Origin of the sequence: Streptomyces sp. NPDC057099, from assembly GCF_042671245.1 — a bacterium.
Classification (GTDB): Bacteria; Actinomycetota; Actinomycetes; order Streptomycetales; family Streptomycetaceae; genus Streptomyces; species Streptomyces purpurascens.
In genome coordinates, this window is record NZ_JBHUTX010000019.1 from 83,681 (window position 1) to 97,633 (window position 13,953).

The 13,953-nt window shown below is 69.0% G+C and carries 10 protein-coding genes; 5 read left to right on the top strand and 5 right to left on the bottom strand.

Annotation, left to right across the window (positions count from 1 at the left end; translation table 11 throughout):
- Nucleotide 1: 1 nt before the first annotated feature.
- Entirely contained in the window at nucleotides 2–661 is a 660-nt protein-coding gene (gene snpA, locus ACFT4A_RS23610) for a snapalysin (RefSeq protein ID WP_382833103.1), read from the bottom strand.
- A gap of 173 nt (nucleotides 662–834) precedes the next feature.
- On the opposite strand from snpA, the gene ACFT4A_RS23615 reads away from it, so the two are divergent.
- Nucleotides 835–1,821 (top strand): LysR substrate-binding domain-containing protein, encoded by a 987-nt coding sequence (locus ACFT4A_RS23615; RefSeq protein ID WP_382833104.1) that lies wholly within the window; start codon nucleotides 835–837, stop codon nucleotides 1,819–1,821.
- 21 nt (nucleotides 1,822–1,842) lie between these two features.
- Here the strand turns inward: ACFT4A_RS23615 and ACFT4A_RS23620 are convergent, their stop codons facing one another.
- On the bottom strand, nucleotides 1,843–3,933 hold the full coding sequence (locus ACFT4A_RS23620; RefSeq protein WP_382833106.1) for a PhoX family protein: 2,091 nt from the start codon (nucleotides 3,931–3,933) through the stop codon (nucleotides 1,843–1,845).
- Nucleotides 3,934–4,212: 279 nt separating this feature from the next.
- Here ACFT4A_RS23620 and ACFT4A_RS23625 point away from each other — a divergent pair, with 279 nt between their 5' ends.
- The 4 genes from ACFT4A_RS23625 (at nucleotide 4,213) to ACFT4A_RS23640 (ending at nucleotide 9,451) form a co-directional block, all read left to right on the top strand.
- Entirely contained in the window at nucleotides 4,213–6,069 is a 1,857-nt protein-coding gene (locus ACFT4A_RS23625; protein WP_382833108.1) for a VWA domain-containing protein, read from the top strand.
- Between the two features lie 150 nt (nucleotides 6,070–6,219).
- The gene (gene metG, locus ACFT4A_RS23630; RefSeq protein WP_382833110.1) at nucleotides 6,220–7,935 is read left to right on the top strand and encodes a methionine--tRNA ligase; all 1,716 of its coding nucleotides are present in this window, start codon (nucleotides 6,220–6,222) and stop codon (nucleotides 7,933–7,935) included.
- Between the two features lie 146 nt (nucleotides 7,936–8,081).
- On the top strand, nucleotides 8,082–8,447 hold the full coding sequence (locus ACFT4A_RS23635; RefSeq protein ID WP_382491931.1) for a PH domain-containing protein: 366 nt from the start codon (nucleotides 8,082–8,084) through the stop codon (nucleotides 8,445–8,447).
- A 107-nt stretch (nucleotides 8,448–8,554) separates the two neighbouring features.
- Nucleotides 8,555–9,451 (top strand): hypothetical protein, encoded by an 897-nt coding sequence (locus tag ACFT4A_RS23640; protein ID WP_382833111.1) that lies wholly within the window; start codon nucleotides 8,555–8,557, stop codon nucleotides 9,449–9,451.
- Nucleotides 9,452–9,516: 65 nt separating this feature from the next.
- On the opposite strand, the gene ACFT4A_RS23645 is transcribed toward ACFT4A_RS23640, so the two are convergent.
- The 3 genes from ACFT4A_RS23645 to aspS all read right to left on the bottom strand — a co-directional run bounded on the left by ACFT4A_RS23645 (nucleotide 9,517) and on the right by aspS (nucleotide 13,887).
- Nucleotides 9,517–10,860: an MFS transporter gene (locus tag ACFT4A_RS23645; protein WP_382833113.1), complete on the bottom strand. Its 1,344-nt coding sequence runs from the start codon at nucleotides 10,858–10,860 to the stop codon at nucleotides 9,517–9,519.
- A gap of 173 nt (nucleotides 10,861–11,033) precedes the next feature.
- On the bottom strand, nucleotides 11,034–11,981 hold the full coding sequence (locus ACFT4A_RS23650; RefSeq protein ID WP_382833115.1) for an intradiol ring-cleavage dioxygenase: 948 nt from the start codon (nucleotides 11,979–11,981) through the stop codon (nucleotides 11,034–11,036).
- A 142-nt stretch (nucleotides 11,982–12,123) separates the two neighbouring features.
- Nucleotides 12,124–13,887, bottom strand: coding sequence for an aspartate--tRNA ligase (gene aspS / locus ACFT4A_RS23655; RefSeq protein WP_382833117.1), 1,764 nt, complete (start codon nucleotides 13,885–13,887; stop codon nucleotides 12,124–12,126).
- Nucleotides 13,888–13,953: the final 66 nt, after the last annotated feature.

Genomic DNA, 13,953 nt, shown 5'->3' on the forward strand with positions numbered 1-13,953 from the left:
CCTAACGGCCGGACTTCTCCAGGGCCTTGTCCATCGCCGCCGCGAGGCCGTTGGCCCACAGCTGGTTCACCCGGGCCCGCTCGGCGGCGTTCGGGGTGGCGTTGGTGCAGGACGTACCGGGCCCGCCACCGGACATCAGCTCGCTGCACGGGCCCGAGTAGTGGTCGGGCAGACCGAGGACGTGACCGGTCTCGTGCGCGGTGACCCGCGTGGAGTTGTACTGCTGGTTCTGCCGGTAGTCGAGGAAGATGTAGCCGTTGCCGTGCCCGTCGGTCGAGGCGTACGAGCCCCGGGAGTCGTTCCCCTCTCTGTAGCTGAAGTCGGCGGACGACGCGGAGCCGGACTGGAGCTTCACGTTCGACACCGCGCCGTTCCATATCTGGGTGCTGCGCGCTATCTGGGAGCTGAACGTGGGCGCGCGGGACGCGTCGTAGACGACGGTGACGGCCGCGGTGGCACTCGGGTTCGCGGCACGCTTCTCGGCGACGGACTCCAGGACGGCCTGGAAGAAGGCCTTGCTCGCGTCCGATTCGGCGGACTCGGCGACGTACCCGGCGTGCGTGGCCGGGGCCGGGGCCGCCGCGGCGGGAACGGCCGTACCGAAGCCGACCGTGGTGAGGCCGAGACCGAGAACCGCCAGTGCGGACATGGACTTTCGCATCGAGACTCCTTGGTGGGGGTTTGAGTCGTCACCGGTGAGTCTCGATGCCTGTGCGCCGCCTGTGATGATGGCAACCAGCGATAGGACAGAACTATTGGCTGCCCAATTCACATGCTTTAGCGCTGAATTATGTGGCTGGTTAGAGACGCGATTCCGCCTTAGCCTCACGGAGCATGGAGCTCGAGGTGAGGCACCTCCGCGCGCTGTGCGCCATAGCCGACACCGGCAGTCTGCACCGCGCCGCCCGGCACCTGGGCGTTGCCCAGCCCTCGTTGAGCACACAACTGCGCCGTATCGAACAGGAGCTGGGCGGACCGCTGTTCCTGCGCGCCCACACCGGCTGCCGCCCCACCCCGCTGGGCCGCCTGGTCCTGAGCCGGGCCCGTCCGCTGCTGGGCGAGATGCACCTGCTGGTGGTCGAGGCGAGGGCGGCGGCGGCCGGCGGCACCGAACTCCGGGTCGGCTCGACCGCGAGCAAGGCCCTGGCGGGCTGGCTGCGCCGCCTGCGCGCCCACGGCCAGAATCCCACCCTCCATATGAACGTCTCCGCGAACGCCCTGCTCCGCATGGTCCTCGACGGCCAGCTCGACGTCGCCTTCGTGCACGAGGTGGAGGGCTGCCCGCTGCGCATCCCCCCGGAACTCCGGCTGCGCGTCCTGGTCGAACGCGAGCCGCAGTGCGTGTCGCTGCCCGTCGACCATCCGGCGGCCACGAAACCCGAGGTCGACCTGCGCGACCTCGCCGGCGACCGCTGGATGATCGACCCCACGGTCGACGGCGAATGGGACGCCGTCCAGCGCATGTTCCGCGCCGCCGACGTCAGCCCGCACGTGCTGCACGGCGACTACCACACGGCCGACGCCCTGGTCGCGACCGGCGAGGTGGTCACCGTGTGCCAGCCGACCCGCGCCCCCCGCCCCGACATGGCCGTACGCCGTATCAAGGGCGACCCCCTCGGCGTACGGCTGCTCGTCGCGGCCCGTACGGAGACGGCCCTGGCAGGTGTCTACCCCGCGCTGGAGGAGGCGTACGGGGAGGTGGCGCGGCAGGCACCGGCGTACCGGGACTGGCCGGACCGAGCGCCTCACGGCACGGCCCGGCTCGGGGCACGGCCGGCGCCCGACGGCCCGCACCGACCGCCGAGCCCGGCCCTGCCCTGATCCTCCTGGAGGCGCGGCCGCTCAGACGCCGATGTCGGAGCCGTCCGCGCGCCACACCGCCACGACCGCCGGCCGGACGTACTTCCCGGGCCCGTCGGGCCAGGTGCTGGCCGGCTTCTCCACGGTCGCGCCGTCGATCTCGCCCGGGTGCTGCACGGCGACGAGGACGCGCCGGTCCTGGATGATCGGACCGCAGGTCTCGGCGCCCTTCGGCACGGTCAGGAACTGCTTGAGCTCACCGCGCCGCTCACCCCGGGTCGCCACGCCGAACAGACCGTCGTGCGAGCCGAGCTGGGCGCCGTCGGTGGACATCCACAGGTTGCCGTAGGGGTCGAAGGCGACGTTGTCCGGGCAGGAGATGGGGCTGACGCCGTCCTTCGGGAACCCGGCGAAGTAGGTCGCCGGGTCCTCCGGGTCACCGGCGACCAGGAACAGCGACCAGGCGAACCTCGTGCTCTCCGGCCGGTTCCAGCGCTCGGTGAGCTCCAGCACGTGCCCGTGCTTGTTGGCGTGGCGCGGGTTGGCCTCGTCCGCCTTGGCGTTGGAGCCGACACCGCGGTTGGTGTTGTTCGTCAGGGCGACGTACACCTTGCCGGTCACCGGGTTGGGCTCGATGTCCTCGGGGCGGTCCATCTTGGTGGCGCCCACCTTGTCACCGGCGAGCCGGGTGAAGACGAACACCTCCTCGGCGGTCATCCCGTCCACGTGCGAGACGGCACCCTTCGCGGTGGCGGTGGCCAGCGGAATCCACTGCCCGCTCCCGTCGAACTCCCCGTCCTTCGGCAGCTTGCCCGTGCCGTCGATCTCGATGGCGGGGGAGTCACCCGTGAGCTTGGCGACGTACAGCGTCCCCTCGTCGAGCAGCGAGAGGTTGTGCTCGCGCACGGCACGCGAGGACCCGTGGCGCATCCGCTTGCTGCCGACGAACTTGTAGAAGTAGTCGAACCGCTCGTCGTCACCGGAGTACACGACGGGCCGCCCGTCCTGCGTGAGCCGCACGGTCGCGGCCTCGTGCTTGAAGCGCCCGAGCGCGGTGTGCTTGCGGGGCGTCGAATCCGGGTCGTACGGGTCGAACTCCACGACATACCCGAACCGGTGCACCTCGTTCGGCTCCCGGGCGACGTCGAACCGCTTGTCGAACCGCTCCCACTTACGGTCGGTGGCCCCGGTCCCGACCCCGTACCGCTTGTCGGTGTCCCGGCTCGCGTTGCCGAAGTACTGGTTGAAGTTCTCCTCGCCGTGCAGGGTCGTGCCCCACGGGGTGACACCGCCCGAGCAGTTGTTGAGGGTGCCGAACACCTTGGTGCCGGTCGGGTCGGCGGAGGTCCGCACGAGCTTCGACCCGGCGACGGGCCCGGTCAGCCGGAACTCGGTGGTGACGGTGACGCGCCGGTTGAGCTGATGCCGGGAGACGGCGGTGAGCTTGCCCGTCTTCCGGTCCCCCTCCACCACCACGGCGGACAGCCCGTGCGCGGCCCAGGCGATCTCGGCCTGCTCACGGGTGGGGTTGGCGGAGTCGTACCCCCGGAACATCAGAATCTCGTCGGTGTACTCGTGATTGGCGACGAGCAGCTGCCTGCCCCGCTCACCCGGCAGCGGCAGCAGGGCGAGAAAGTCGCAGTTGTACCCGAACTGCCCGGCCTGCGCCTTGGCGGTCTGCTTCTCCGGGTCGAAGGCGGGCGCCCCGCGCAGGATGGGCTCACCCCAGCGGATGACGACGTTCTGCCCGTACCCGTCCGGCACGGTCACGGCGTCGGTGGTGTTGGGCGCGACGGGCGCGAAGCGCAGCCCGCGCGCGCCCTTGTGTTTACGCCGGGCGGCGGTGGCGGCGTCGGCTGCGGTGGCCGGTGCCGGTGCCGCACCTGCTGACGGAGCCTGCCCGACGGCCACCGCCCCCGCGCCCGCGGCGCCCACGGTCACCACGGCCGCGGCCCGCATCATCGACCGGCGGCTGAGGGCGCCCGCGATCACATCACCGACGTACTCGTTGGAGCTGGTGTTGGGCACCTCGTGGAAGCAGGCGTCACCACACCGGAAACGACAGGTCATGGCGGACCGGCCGCCAGGGTGCGAACCGGACGGCGTTCCGATCAACGGCAGCAGCTTTCGCACTTTGCTCTCTCCTTGGATGCCCTTGGTGTCAGCGTGACCGTAGGAGTACATACGTGCGGGAGCCGGGCGTCTGGATGAACTGCGGGTGAACCTGCGGCATCCGTGCGGCAGTTGCTTCGATTCAGCGGGGCGACACCGTCGCAGGCCGGATGTCCCCTTGACAGTCTGTGTCTCGCACACCCGACCCTGCCCAAGATCACACAGGAGGGCCGCTAACCTTACGTGTCCGTCCTGGCCAGGGATTGACGGGCTTCAACTCACGCGAAGGGTTGCGCGCACATGGGCATTCTCACTCTCTTGCGGAACGCGTTCGGACGGTCACGCAAGTCACGGACCGCCGAGGCGGAGGGTGCGGCGCGGCCGACGACGACCCCGGAGGAGCCGACGGCCACGCCGCCGGCCGACACATCGACGCCCCGGGCCCAGGTACCGGCCCAGGAGCCCCCGACCGCCTCCGGCGAACGCCAGACCCCCTCCCCCACGGCGAACGTCCCCGAACCCCGCACCTCCTCCCCCGACGAACACGACCTGGTCTCCGCGGCCTTCGACCATGTGGCGGCGGTTCCCCGCCCGACGCGGTCCTCGGAGACCGACGAGGTGGAGCCGGCTGGGGCGGGGGAGACGGCTGGGGCTGCGGCGGCTGTCGAGGAATCGACGGTTGCCGAGGAGCCGACGGCCGCCGAGAAGCCGACGGTCGCGGAGAAGGCTGCGGTCGTCGAGGAGCCGACGGTTACCGAGGAGCCGACGGCCGTCGAGGAGCCGGTGGTCTCGGAGAAGGCTGCGGTCGTCGAGGAGCCGACGGTTACCGAGGAGCCGACGGTCGTCGAGGAGCCGGTGGTCGCGGAGGCCGCGGAGAAGGCGGCTGTCGCCGAGGAGCCGGTGGCTGCCGAAGCTGCGGAGACGCCGGCTGCCGCGGAGGAGCTGACGGTCGCCGAGGAACCTGCCGTCGCCGAGAAGCCCAAGGTCGCCGAGGAGCCAGTGGCTGCGGAGGCCGCGGAGGAGACGGCGGTCGCCGAGAAGCCGACGGTTGCCGAGGAACCGGCGGTCGCGGAAGCCACAGAGAAGGCTGCTGTCGCCGAGGAGCCCGAGGGCACCGAGAAGCCGGTGGCTGCGGAGGCCCTGGAGGAGACGGCTGCCGTCGAAGAGCCGGCCGTCGCCGAGGAGCAGCCGCCTGCTGCCGATGAGGCGGAAGCCACAGCGCCGGCCGCTGCCGAGCCCGAGGCGGCTCCGGAAGAAGCGAAGCCTGAGGCGGAGGCGAAGCCCGAGGCCGAGCCCGAGACCGACGCTGACGCCCAGCCCGCCGTCGAGCCCGAGCCCGCCACGGCACAGCCGGAGCCGGAGCCGGAGCCGGAACTGAAGCCGCAGCCGGAGGCTGAGGCACCCGCACCCGCACCCGCACCCGCACCCGCACCCGCACCCGCACCCGCACCCGCACCCGCCGACACCGAACCCGCACCCGAGGGCGACACAACCCCCGCCCTCCCCCTCACCCGCGTAAAGTCCGCCGCCCCCGGCCTCACCACCGCCTACAAGGCCGCCACCACCACCCTCAAGGCCCACAACCTCACCGGCACCCGAGCCAAGGTCTACCTCGTCCTCGACCGCTCCGCCTCCATGCGCCCGTACTACAAGGACGGCTCCGCCCAGGCCCTCGCCGAACAGACCCTCGCCCTCGCCGCCCACCTCGACCCCGAGGCCACGGTCCAGGTCGTCTTCTTCTCCACCGAACTCGACGGAACCGGCGAGATCACCCTCACCGACCACGAGAACAAGATCGACACCCTCCACGCGAGCCTCGGCCGCATGGGCCGCACCAGCTACCACGCGGCGGTGGAAGCAGTCCTCGCCCACCACAGCAAGGAAGCGACAACCACCACCCCCGCCCTGGTGATCTTCCAGACGGACGGCGCCCCCGACGCCAAGACCCCCGCCACCCAGGCCCTCACCGACGCGGCCAAGTCCCACCCCACCGTCTTCTTCTCCTTCGTCGCCTTCGGCGACCCGGAGAACAAGGCCTTCGACTACCTCCGCAAGCTCAAGGCTCCCAACACGTCCCACTTCCTCGCCGGCGAAACCCCCCGCGAGCTCACGGACAAGGAGCTCTACGAGGGCGTACTGGCGAACTGGCGCCCGTAGACCCACACAGCTCCACCACACGCCGCCCGCTTCTCACCCCGTAAAAGGGGAAGCGGGCGGCGTACCCATGTCAGCTACGATTTCAAGGTTCCGTAGACGACCGAGACCACGAGATCGTCACCCCACGTAGCGACTTGGGAGCAGCCCGCGATGGCTCGACACCTCATCACCAGCGCCCTTCCGTACATCAACGGGATCAAGCACCTGGGCAACATGGTGGGGTCCATGCTCCCGGCAGACGTCTACTCGCGGTATCTGCGCCAGCGCGGCCACGAGGTCCTGTACATCTGCGCCACGGACGAGCACGGCACCCCGGCGGAACTCGCCGCCAAGGAGCAGGGCATCCCCGTGGACGAGTTCTGCGCCCAGGCCCACGACCAGCAGAAGGCGATCTACGACGGCTTCAACCTGGCCTTCGACTACTTCGGCCGCAGCTCCTCCCCGCAGAACCACGAGATCACCCAGGAGATCGCCCGCGAGCTGAAGGCGAACGGCTTCATCGAGGAGCGGGCGATCCGCCAGGTGTACTCGATCACCGACGGCCGCTTCCTCCCGGACCGCTACATCATCGGCACCTGCCCCCACTGCGGCTACGACAAGGCCCGCGGCGACCAGTGCGAGAACTGCACCCGCGTCCTGGACCCGACCGACCTGATCGACGCCCGCTCGGCGATCAGCGGCAGCAGCGAACTGGAGGTCCGCGAGACCAAGCACCTCTTCCTCCTCCAGTCGGTGCTGGCCGGCGAGGTCGAGGCATGGGTCGACGAGCGCGCCGACAACTGGCCGGTGCTGGCCTCCTCCATCGCCCGCAAGTGGCTCACCGAGGGCCTGCACGACCGGGCGATCACGCGTGACCTGGACTGGGGCGTCCCGGTCCCGGCCGACACCTGGCCCGACCTGGCGGCCGAGGGCAAGGTCTTCTACGTGTGGTTCGACGCCCCGATCGAGTACATCGGCTCGACGAAGGAGTGGGCGGACCAGGACCCGGAGAACCGTGACTGGCGCTCCTGGTGGTGGAAGTCGGGCGCGGACGTCCAGTACACGCAGTTCATGGGCAAGGACAACGTCCCCTTCCACAGCGTGATGTTCCCCGCGACCCTGCTGGGCACCCGCGCCCCGTGGAAGAAGGTCGACGTCATCAAGGCCTTCAACTGGCTGAACTACTACGGCGGCAAGTTCTCGACGTCGCAGCGCCGAGGCGTCTTCACCCACGACGCCCTCGAGATCCTGCCCGCCGACTACTGGCGCTACTTCATGATGGCGAACGCCCCCGAGTCGGACGACTCGTCGTTCACCTGGGAGCACTTCACGGCCACGGTCAACAAGGACCTCGCCGACACCCTCGGCAACTTCGTCAACCGCGTCCTGTCCTTCTCCCGCAAGCGCTTCGGCGACGAGGTTCCGGCGGGCGCAGAGCCGGGCGAGGCGGAGGCGAAGCTGGGCGAGGAGGTCGCCCGCCTGCTCGCGGAGTACGAGTCCCAGATGGAGGCCATCCAGTTCCGCAAGGCCGCGGCCGCGCTGCGCGCCCTGTGGTCGGCGGGCAACTCCTACCTGGAGGAGAAGGCCCCCTGGCTGGAGATCAAGACCAACCCGGAGGGCGCCGCGCTCACCCTCCGTACGGCGATGAACCTGATCCACCTCTACGCCGTGGTCTCCGAGCCGTTCATCCCGACCTCGGCGAAGACGATGCGCGAGGCGTTCTCCCTGGAGAACGACACCGCGACCTGGGTCACCGAGGACGAGGCGAAGTCCCTCACCTCGATCCCCGCCGGCACCCCCTTCACCATCCCGCCCGTCCTGTTCGCCAAGCTCACGGACGAGGACCTGGAGTCGTACAAGACCCGCTTCGGCGGCGAAGGCGAGTAGGTCGGGGCGTAACGGTCGTAACACGCTCGCTACAGCGCGGGGCCCGGGAGAACGAACACCTTCTCCCGGGCCCCGCGCTTTGCGAAGATCGCACAAAGCACGGCAACCCGGCCACCAGGCCGCCGCCACTCACCACGGGGGTTTCCATGGCACTCTTCGGCAACGCGCACACCGTAGACCCGGCCTCGGCCCAGCAGGACTACGCCCGCCTCCTCGGCCACGGCGAACAGGTCCACGCCGCGTTCCTCCTCATCCGCGACACCATCCTCTTCACCGACCGCCGCCTGATCCTCATCGACAAGCAGGGCATCACCGGCAAGAAGGTCGAATACCACTCGGTCCCCTACCGCAGCATCACCCACTTCGCGGTGGAAACCGCCGGCACCTTCGACCTGGACGCTGAACTCAAGATCTGGCTCTCCGGCTCCCAGCTCCCCATCCAGAAGACCTTCACCAAGGGCGTCGACATCTACGAGGTCCAGGCCATCCTGACCCAGTTCGTGGCGCGCTAGCCTGCCGCCCGGCGTGCGGCGGAACAGAACGTTTCTTCCGCTCTCGAATGAGTGAACCCAGCCCATTCGCCGGTTCCGCCGCTCCTCGATGGACCTAGCTTGCGCACATGGTCACATCAACCCATGAGACCTCCCACCGGATTTTCCAGGACCATCCGGAGGTTCTCACTCCCGTCTTCGAAGCGCTGGGATTACCACCGCCCGCGAAGGCAACCATCGAGGCGCTCACCCCTGACGCCACGGAGATCAAGCCGCTGGAGCGCCGTGTGGACACGGTGCTGCGTATCGAGCCGTCGGAGGGGGACGGCTTCCTGATCGCCATCGAGGCTCAGACCGACCGGGCTCGTGGCAAAGGGACCAGCTGGGCCTACTACGTCGCCCACTTGCACGCCAAGTTCGGGATGCCCGTGCTGCTCGTCGCGGTCTGCAAGAGCCGATCGACCGCCTCCTGGGCAACCGGCCCCTTCGAAAGCCGCGTAGGCACCTGGACCACCCAGGCCACGCGCCCCTTCGTCCTGGGCCCAGCCAACGTCCCGGAGATCACCGACGAGAGCATGGTGGCCCGGGCGCCCGCCATGGCCACGCTCTCGGCCATCGTGCATAGCGAAAGCGAAAACGCCGCCGCCATACTGGACATGCTGGCTCGCGGAATGCGGTCCTTCGACAAGGCCACAGCGAAGTACTGGTGCGAATGGCTTGAGATCGGCCTGGAGAACACTCCGGTCCGGGAAACCTGGAGAGAGCTGGAGAAGATGGTCGCCACTTACTTCCCGGGCAGGGGAACCCTCTTCGAGGAGACGTACCTCGAAGGCAAGGCTGAAGGCAAGGCTGAAGGCAAAGCCGAGTCCGTCCTGAGTGTGCTGGACAAGCGTGGCATCGACATCCCCGAGGCCACCCGCGACCGCATCACCTCCTGCACCGACCTCGACACCCTCACGCTCTGGTTCGACCGCTCCCTGACGGCCGGTACGGCGGAGGAGTTGTTCGCCGACGACCCGGCCTGACGGACAGGACAACGCAAGAGGCGCCCGGGGTTACCCACACCCCGGGCGCCTCCGTGTCTCGGTGGTCAGCTCACAGCGGCCTCGCCCTTGACCTCCGTACGCCCCCCGGAGCCCACCTGCGGGCCCCGGTTCGTGTGCCGTACGAACGCCACGCCCAGCACCGCCAGGATCGACGCTGCGGAGAGGGTGTAGAGGCCGCCGTTCGTGCTGCCCGTCGTGTCCTTCAGGTAGCCGAACAACGTCGGGGACACGAAGCCGCCCAGGTTGCCGATGGAATTGACCAGGGCCAGGCCCGGCGCGGCGATCTTGAGGTCGAGGCCCGACTGGGCCATCGGCCAGAAGAGGGTGGCCGCGCACTTGCCGCCGACCGCGGCGAGCGTGAGGGCGATGAGGCCGAACCAGGGGGAGCCGAGGGTGGCGAGGAAGGTGCCGATGGCGGAGAGGACCAGGGCGACCGCCAGGTAGGGGCGACGGTCCGGGGCGCGGTCGGTGAAGTGGCTCATCGTGTACATCGCGATGACGGCACAGACCCAGGGGATCGCCGACAGCAGGCCGATCTGGAAGGGCGACAGTCCGCCGATCTCCTCCACCAGGCTCGGCAGCCAGAAGGTGATCGCGTACCCGGTGAGGGCCATCGCGAAGAAGACCGAGGTCAGGACGGCCACCTGCGGGTGGAAGAGCAGCTTCCAGCGCGACACCGACGGCGCCCGGTCACGCGACTCCTTGTCCCGGGCCACCGCCTCGCTCAGCGCGTCCTTCTCCTCCTGCGTGAGCCACTTGGCGTCCTGGATCCGGGAGACGAGGAAGAACCCGGCGATGAAGCCGACCAGGATGGAGAAGGCTCCCTCCAGGGCGAACATCCAGCGCCAGCCGGCGATGCCGCCCGCGCCGTGCAGCTCCAGCAGCGCGCCGGTGATCGGGCCCGTGACGATGTACGCCGTCGCCGAGCCGCCCAGGAAGATCGCACTGGCCCGGCCCCGGCTGGAGTCGGGCAGCCACTGGGTGAAGTACAGGAGCACACCGGGGAAGAAGCCGGCCTCCGCGACACCGAGCAGGAAGCGCAGCGAGTAGAACATCCACACGTTGTGGATGAAGCACATCGCCACGATCACCGCGCCCCAGGTGATCATGATCCGGGTCAGCCAGACCCGGGCACCGAGCCGCTCCAGGAGCATGTTGCTCGGCACTTCGAACAGGGCGTACCCGATGAAGAACAGGCCCGCTCCGAGCCCGTAGGCGGTGGCGCTGACTCCGACGTCGGCCCGCAGTTCGTTCTGGACGAAGCCCACGTTCGTCCGGTCCATCTGGTTGACCAGCAGCATCAGGACCAGGATCGGCAGCATGCGGCGCAGGAACTTGCTCACCGCTCGCTGCTCGGCCTCGGGTATGGCGGTCGCGGCTTCTGACATCGTTGTCTCCCTCGATGTGCACATACGTGAACAGCAATCACGTACGCGTTCTCGAAGGGACCTTATGGAGGCCCGCCTTCCGGGTCAACGGATTGAGCAGAAGTACATGTATGTGAATGTGGGGCGGACGTCTCGTAGACGCCCGCCCCACACACCCTCGTCCGTCAGCTACGTCAGCTCGCGGAAGCCGACGCCGACGCGCCCGGCTGGACCGCGTCACCCGTGCCGTCCTGCGTCGCCTCGGGGTCCACCCCCATCGTGAGGGTGGCGACGACGCCCTTGGCGATGGCGTTCTTCCGGTACTTGAGCTTCAGCAGCCCGCCCTCGGTCCCGTTGCCGGGGTAGATGGTGTCCTCGTCGAGGGTGGTGCGGGTCGTGGTGTTGGTGGAGTACGGCTCGGTCTCGGCGGAGGCCAGCACGGACTCCTCGTCGAAGAAGAGCTGACCGGTGTGGCAGGTGGTGCCGCCCTCGTAACCGGCCTTGGTCCAGGTGCCGTTGACATGCACCTTGGTGTGGATGTGCACACAGCGGCCCTGGTACCAGCCGGGGAAGACCGTACGGAACTCGACGATGCCCTGCTTGTCCGTCCGCCAGGTGCCGCGCAGATAGCGCTCGTCGTCGGTGGGCTCCTGATGGCCACCACCGCCACCGCCCGGAGGCGGACCCGTGGGCGTGCCGGTCGGCGTACCGGAGGGCGGCGTACCGCCACCGCCGCCCCCGCCGCCGCTGCCCATGTCCTCGTAACCCGAGTACACGCCCAGCGCGTTGCAGTGCCAGATGTCGACGGCCGCGTTCGCGAGGGGCTTGCAGCTCTCGGAGTCGATCACCTTGAGGCGCAGGGTGAGCGGGATGCCCTCCTGGTCCTCGGTGACGTCCCGGCGGAGCTTGTCCGCGTCGATGTAGTAGGGGCCCTCGGTGGTCTCGGAGGTCAGCTTGTAGCAGGCCTCGCCGGCGGCGGTCGTCTTCTTCGCCGCTCTCGGCTCCTCCCCGGCGAACGCGCCCGCCGCGAACGTACCGCCGACGCCCGCCGCCACCACCGCACCGGCGCCCGCGGCGACGACCTTGCGGCGTGTCAGATCCCGTTTGTGTTTCGGCCCTTGGGCCGTTTCCTGTCCCGTCATGGGAAGGGAAGCTAGGGAGCGCGTCTGTCAGGAACCTGGGTAAGAGCTGGGTAAACGCCCTGGGTACGAAAGTGGCTCGGAACCGACGCCGGTTCCGAGCCACCTACGGTTCACAAAGGGCCCCAGAGGAGCCCTCGTGGTCCTACTTCGGCTGCGGCTTGCGCACCGACAGGTGCAGCTCCCTCAGCCGTGCCTCCTCCAGCTCCGTCGGCGCGCCCATCATCAGGTCCTGGGCGTTGCCGTTGAGCGGGAAGGAGATGGTCTCGCGGATGTTGGGCTCGTCGGCGAGCAGCATGACGATGCGGTCGACGCCCGGGGCGATGCCGCCGTGCGGCGGGGCGCCGAAGCGGAAGGCGCGCAGCATGCCGGCGAACTTCTCCTCGACCGTCTCACGGTCGTACCCGGCGATCTCGAAGGCCTTGAGCATGATCTCCGGCTCGTGGTTCCGGATCGCGCCGGAGGACAGCTCGACGCCGTTGCAGACGATGTCGTACTGCCAGCCCAGGACGTCCAGCGGGTCCTGGGTCTCCAGGGCCTCCAGACCGCCCTGCGGCATCGAGAAGGGGTTGTGCGAGAAGTCGATCGCGCCGGTCTCCTCGTCCTTCTCGTACATCGGGAAGTCGACGATCCAGCAGAAGCGGAAGACGTTCTCCTCGAAGTGCCCGGCGCGCTTGGCGGCCTCGACCCGCACCGCGCCCATGATCTTCGAGACCTCGTCGAACTCGCCCGCGCCGAAGAACACGGCGTGACCGGCGGCCAGGGACAGGCGCTTGGTCAGCTCGGCGACGTTCTCCTCGGTGAGGAACTTCGCGATCGGGCCGGACAGCGAGCCGTCCTCGGCGACGCGGACCCAGGCCAGGCCCTTGGCGCCCTGAGTGACGGCGAAGTCACCGAGCTGGTCGAAGAACTTGCGGGGCTGCGCCGAGACGTCCGGCACCGGCAGGGCCCGCACGTGCTTGCCGGCGAACGCCTTGAACTCCGAGCCCTCGAAGATGTCGGTGATGTCGACGAGTTCGAGCTGGGCGCGCAGGTCCGGCTTGTCGGAGCCGTACTTGAGCATCGCCTCGCGGAACGGGATCCGCGGGAACGGCGAGGTGACGTGGCGTCCGCCGCCGAACTCCTCGAACAGCTCGGTCATCAGCTTCTCTACCGGCTGGAAGACGTCTTCCTGCTCGACGAAGCTCATCTCGACGTCGAGCTGGTAGAACTCGCCGGGCGAGCGGTCCGCGCGGGCGTCCTCGTCGCGGAAGCAGGGCGCGATCTGGAAGTAGCGGTCGAAGCCGGAGATCATCAGCAGCTGCTTGAACTGCTGGGGCGCCTGCGGAAGGGCGTAGAACTTGCCCGGGTGCAGACGGGACGGGACGACGAAGTCGCGGGCGCCCTCGGGGGAGGTCGCGGACAGGATCGGCGTCGCCATCTCGTTGAAGCCCAGCGCCGTCATCTTGTGCCGGATCGCCGAGATGACCGCGGTGCGCAGCATGATGTTGCGGTGCATGCGCTCGCGGCGCAGGTCCAGGAAGCGGTACTCAAGGCGCCGCTCCTCGTTGACCCCGTCCTCGGCGTTGATGGTGAAGGGCAGCGGGGCGGCCGCGCCGAGCAGCTCGACGTCGCCGACCTCGACCTCGATCTCACCGGTCGGCAGCTCGGGGTTGATGTTCTCCGCGCCGCGGGAGACGACCTTGCCGTCGATGCGGACGGTCGACTCCTTGGAGAGCTTGTCGAGAGCCTCGTAGGAGGGCGTGCCGGGACGGGCGACGAGCTGCGTGATGCCGTAGTGATCGCGCAGATCGATGAAGAGGATGCCGCCCAGGTCGCGCCGATTGTGCAGCCAGCCACTCAGCCGGACGTCGGTGCCGACGTCAGAGGCGCGGAGCTCGCCGCAGGTGTGGGACCTGTACCGATGCATCGTCGTTCATCCAGTCTTCGCTGATCGGGGTCTGTGTTTCACGTGAAACTGGTCCCCAGCGTACCG

What these genes read in the sequence shown, in the direction of transcription:
- snpA (WP_382833103.1), bottom strand. Translation starts at nt 661, where the DNA reads ATGCGAAAGTCCATGTCCGCACTGGCGGTTCTCGGTCTCGGCCTCACC.
- ACFT4A_RS23640 (WP_382833111.1), top strand. Translation starts at nt 8,555, where the DNA reads ATGGTCACATCAACCCATGAGACCTCCCACCGGATTTTCCAGGACCAT.
- ACFT4A_RS23645 (WP_382833113.1), bottom strand. Translation starts at nt 10,860, where the DNA reads ATGTCAGAAGCCGCGACCGCCATACCCGAGGCCGAGCAGCGAGCGGTG.
- ACFT4A_RS23625 (WP_382833108.1), top strand. Translation starts at nt 4,213, where the DNA reads ATGGGCATTCTCACTCTCTTGCGGAACGCGTTCGGACGGTCACGCAAG.
- aspS (WP_382833117.1), bottom strand. Translation starts at nt 13,887, where the DNA reads ATGCATCGGTACAGGTCCCACACCTGCGGCGAGCTCCGCGCCTCTGAC.
- ACFT4A_RS23635 (WP_382491931.1), top strand. Translation starts at nt 8,082, where the DNA reads ATGGCACTCTTCGGCAACGCGCACACCGTAGACCCGGCCTCGGCCCAG.
- ACFT4A_RS23650 (WP_382833115.1), bottom strand. Translation starts at nt 11,981, where the DNA reads ATGACGGGACAGGAAACGGCCCAAGGGCCGAAACACAAACGGGATCTG.
- metG (WP_382833110.1), top strand. Translation starts at nt 6,220, where the DNA reads ATGGCTCGACACCTCATCACCAGCGCCCTTCCGTACATCAACGGGATC.
- ACFT4A_RS23615 (WP_382833104.1), top strand. Translation starts at nt 835, where the DNA reads ATGGAGCTCGAGGTGAGGCACCTCCGCGCGCTGTGCGCCATAGCCGAC.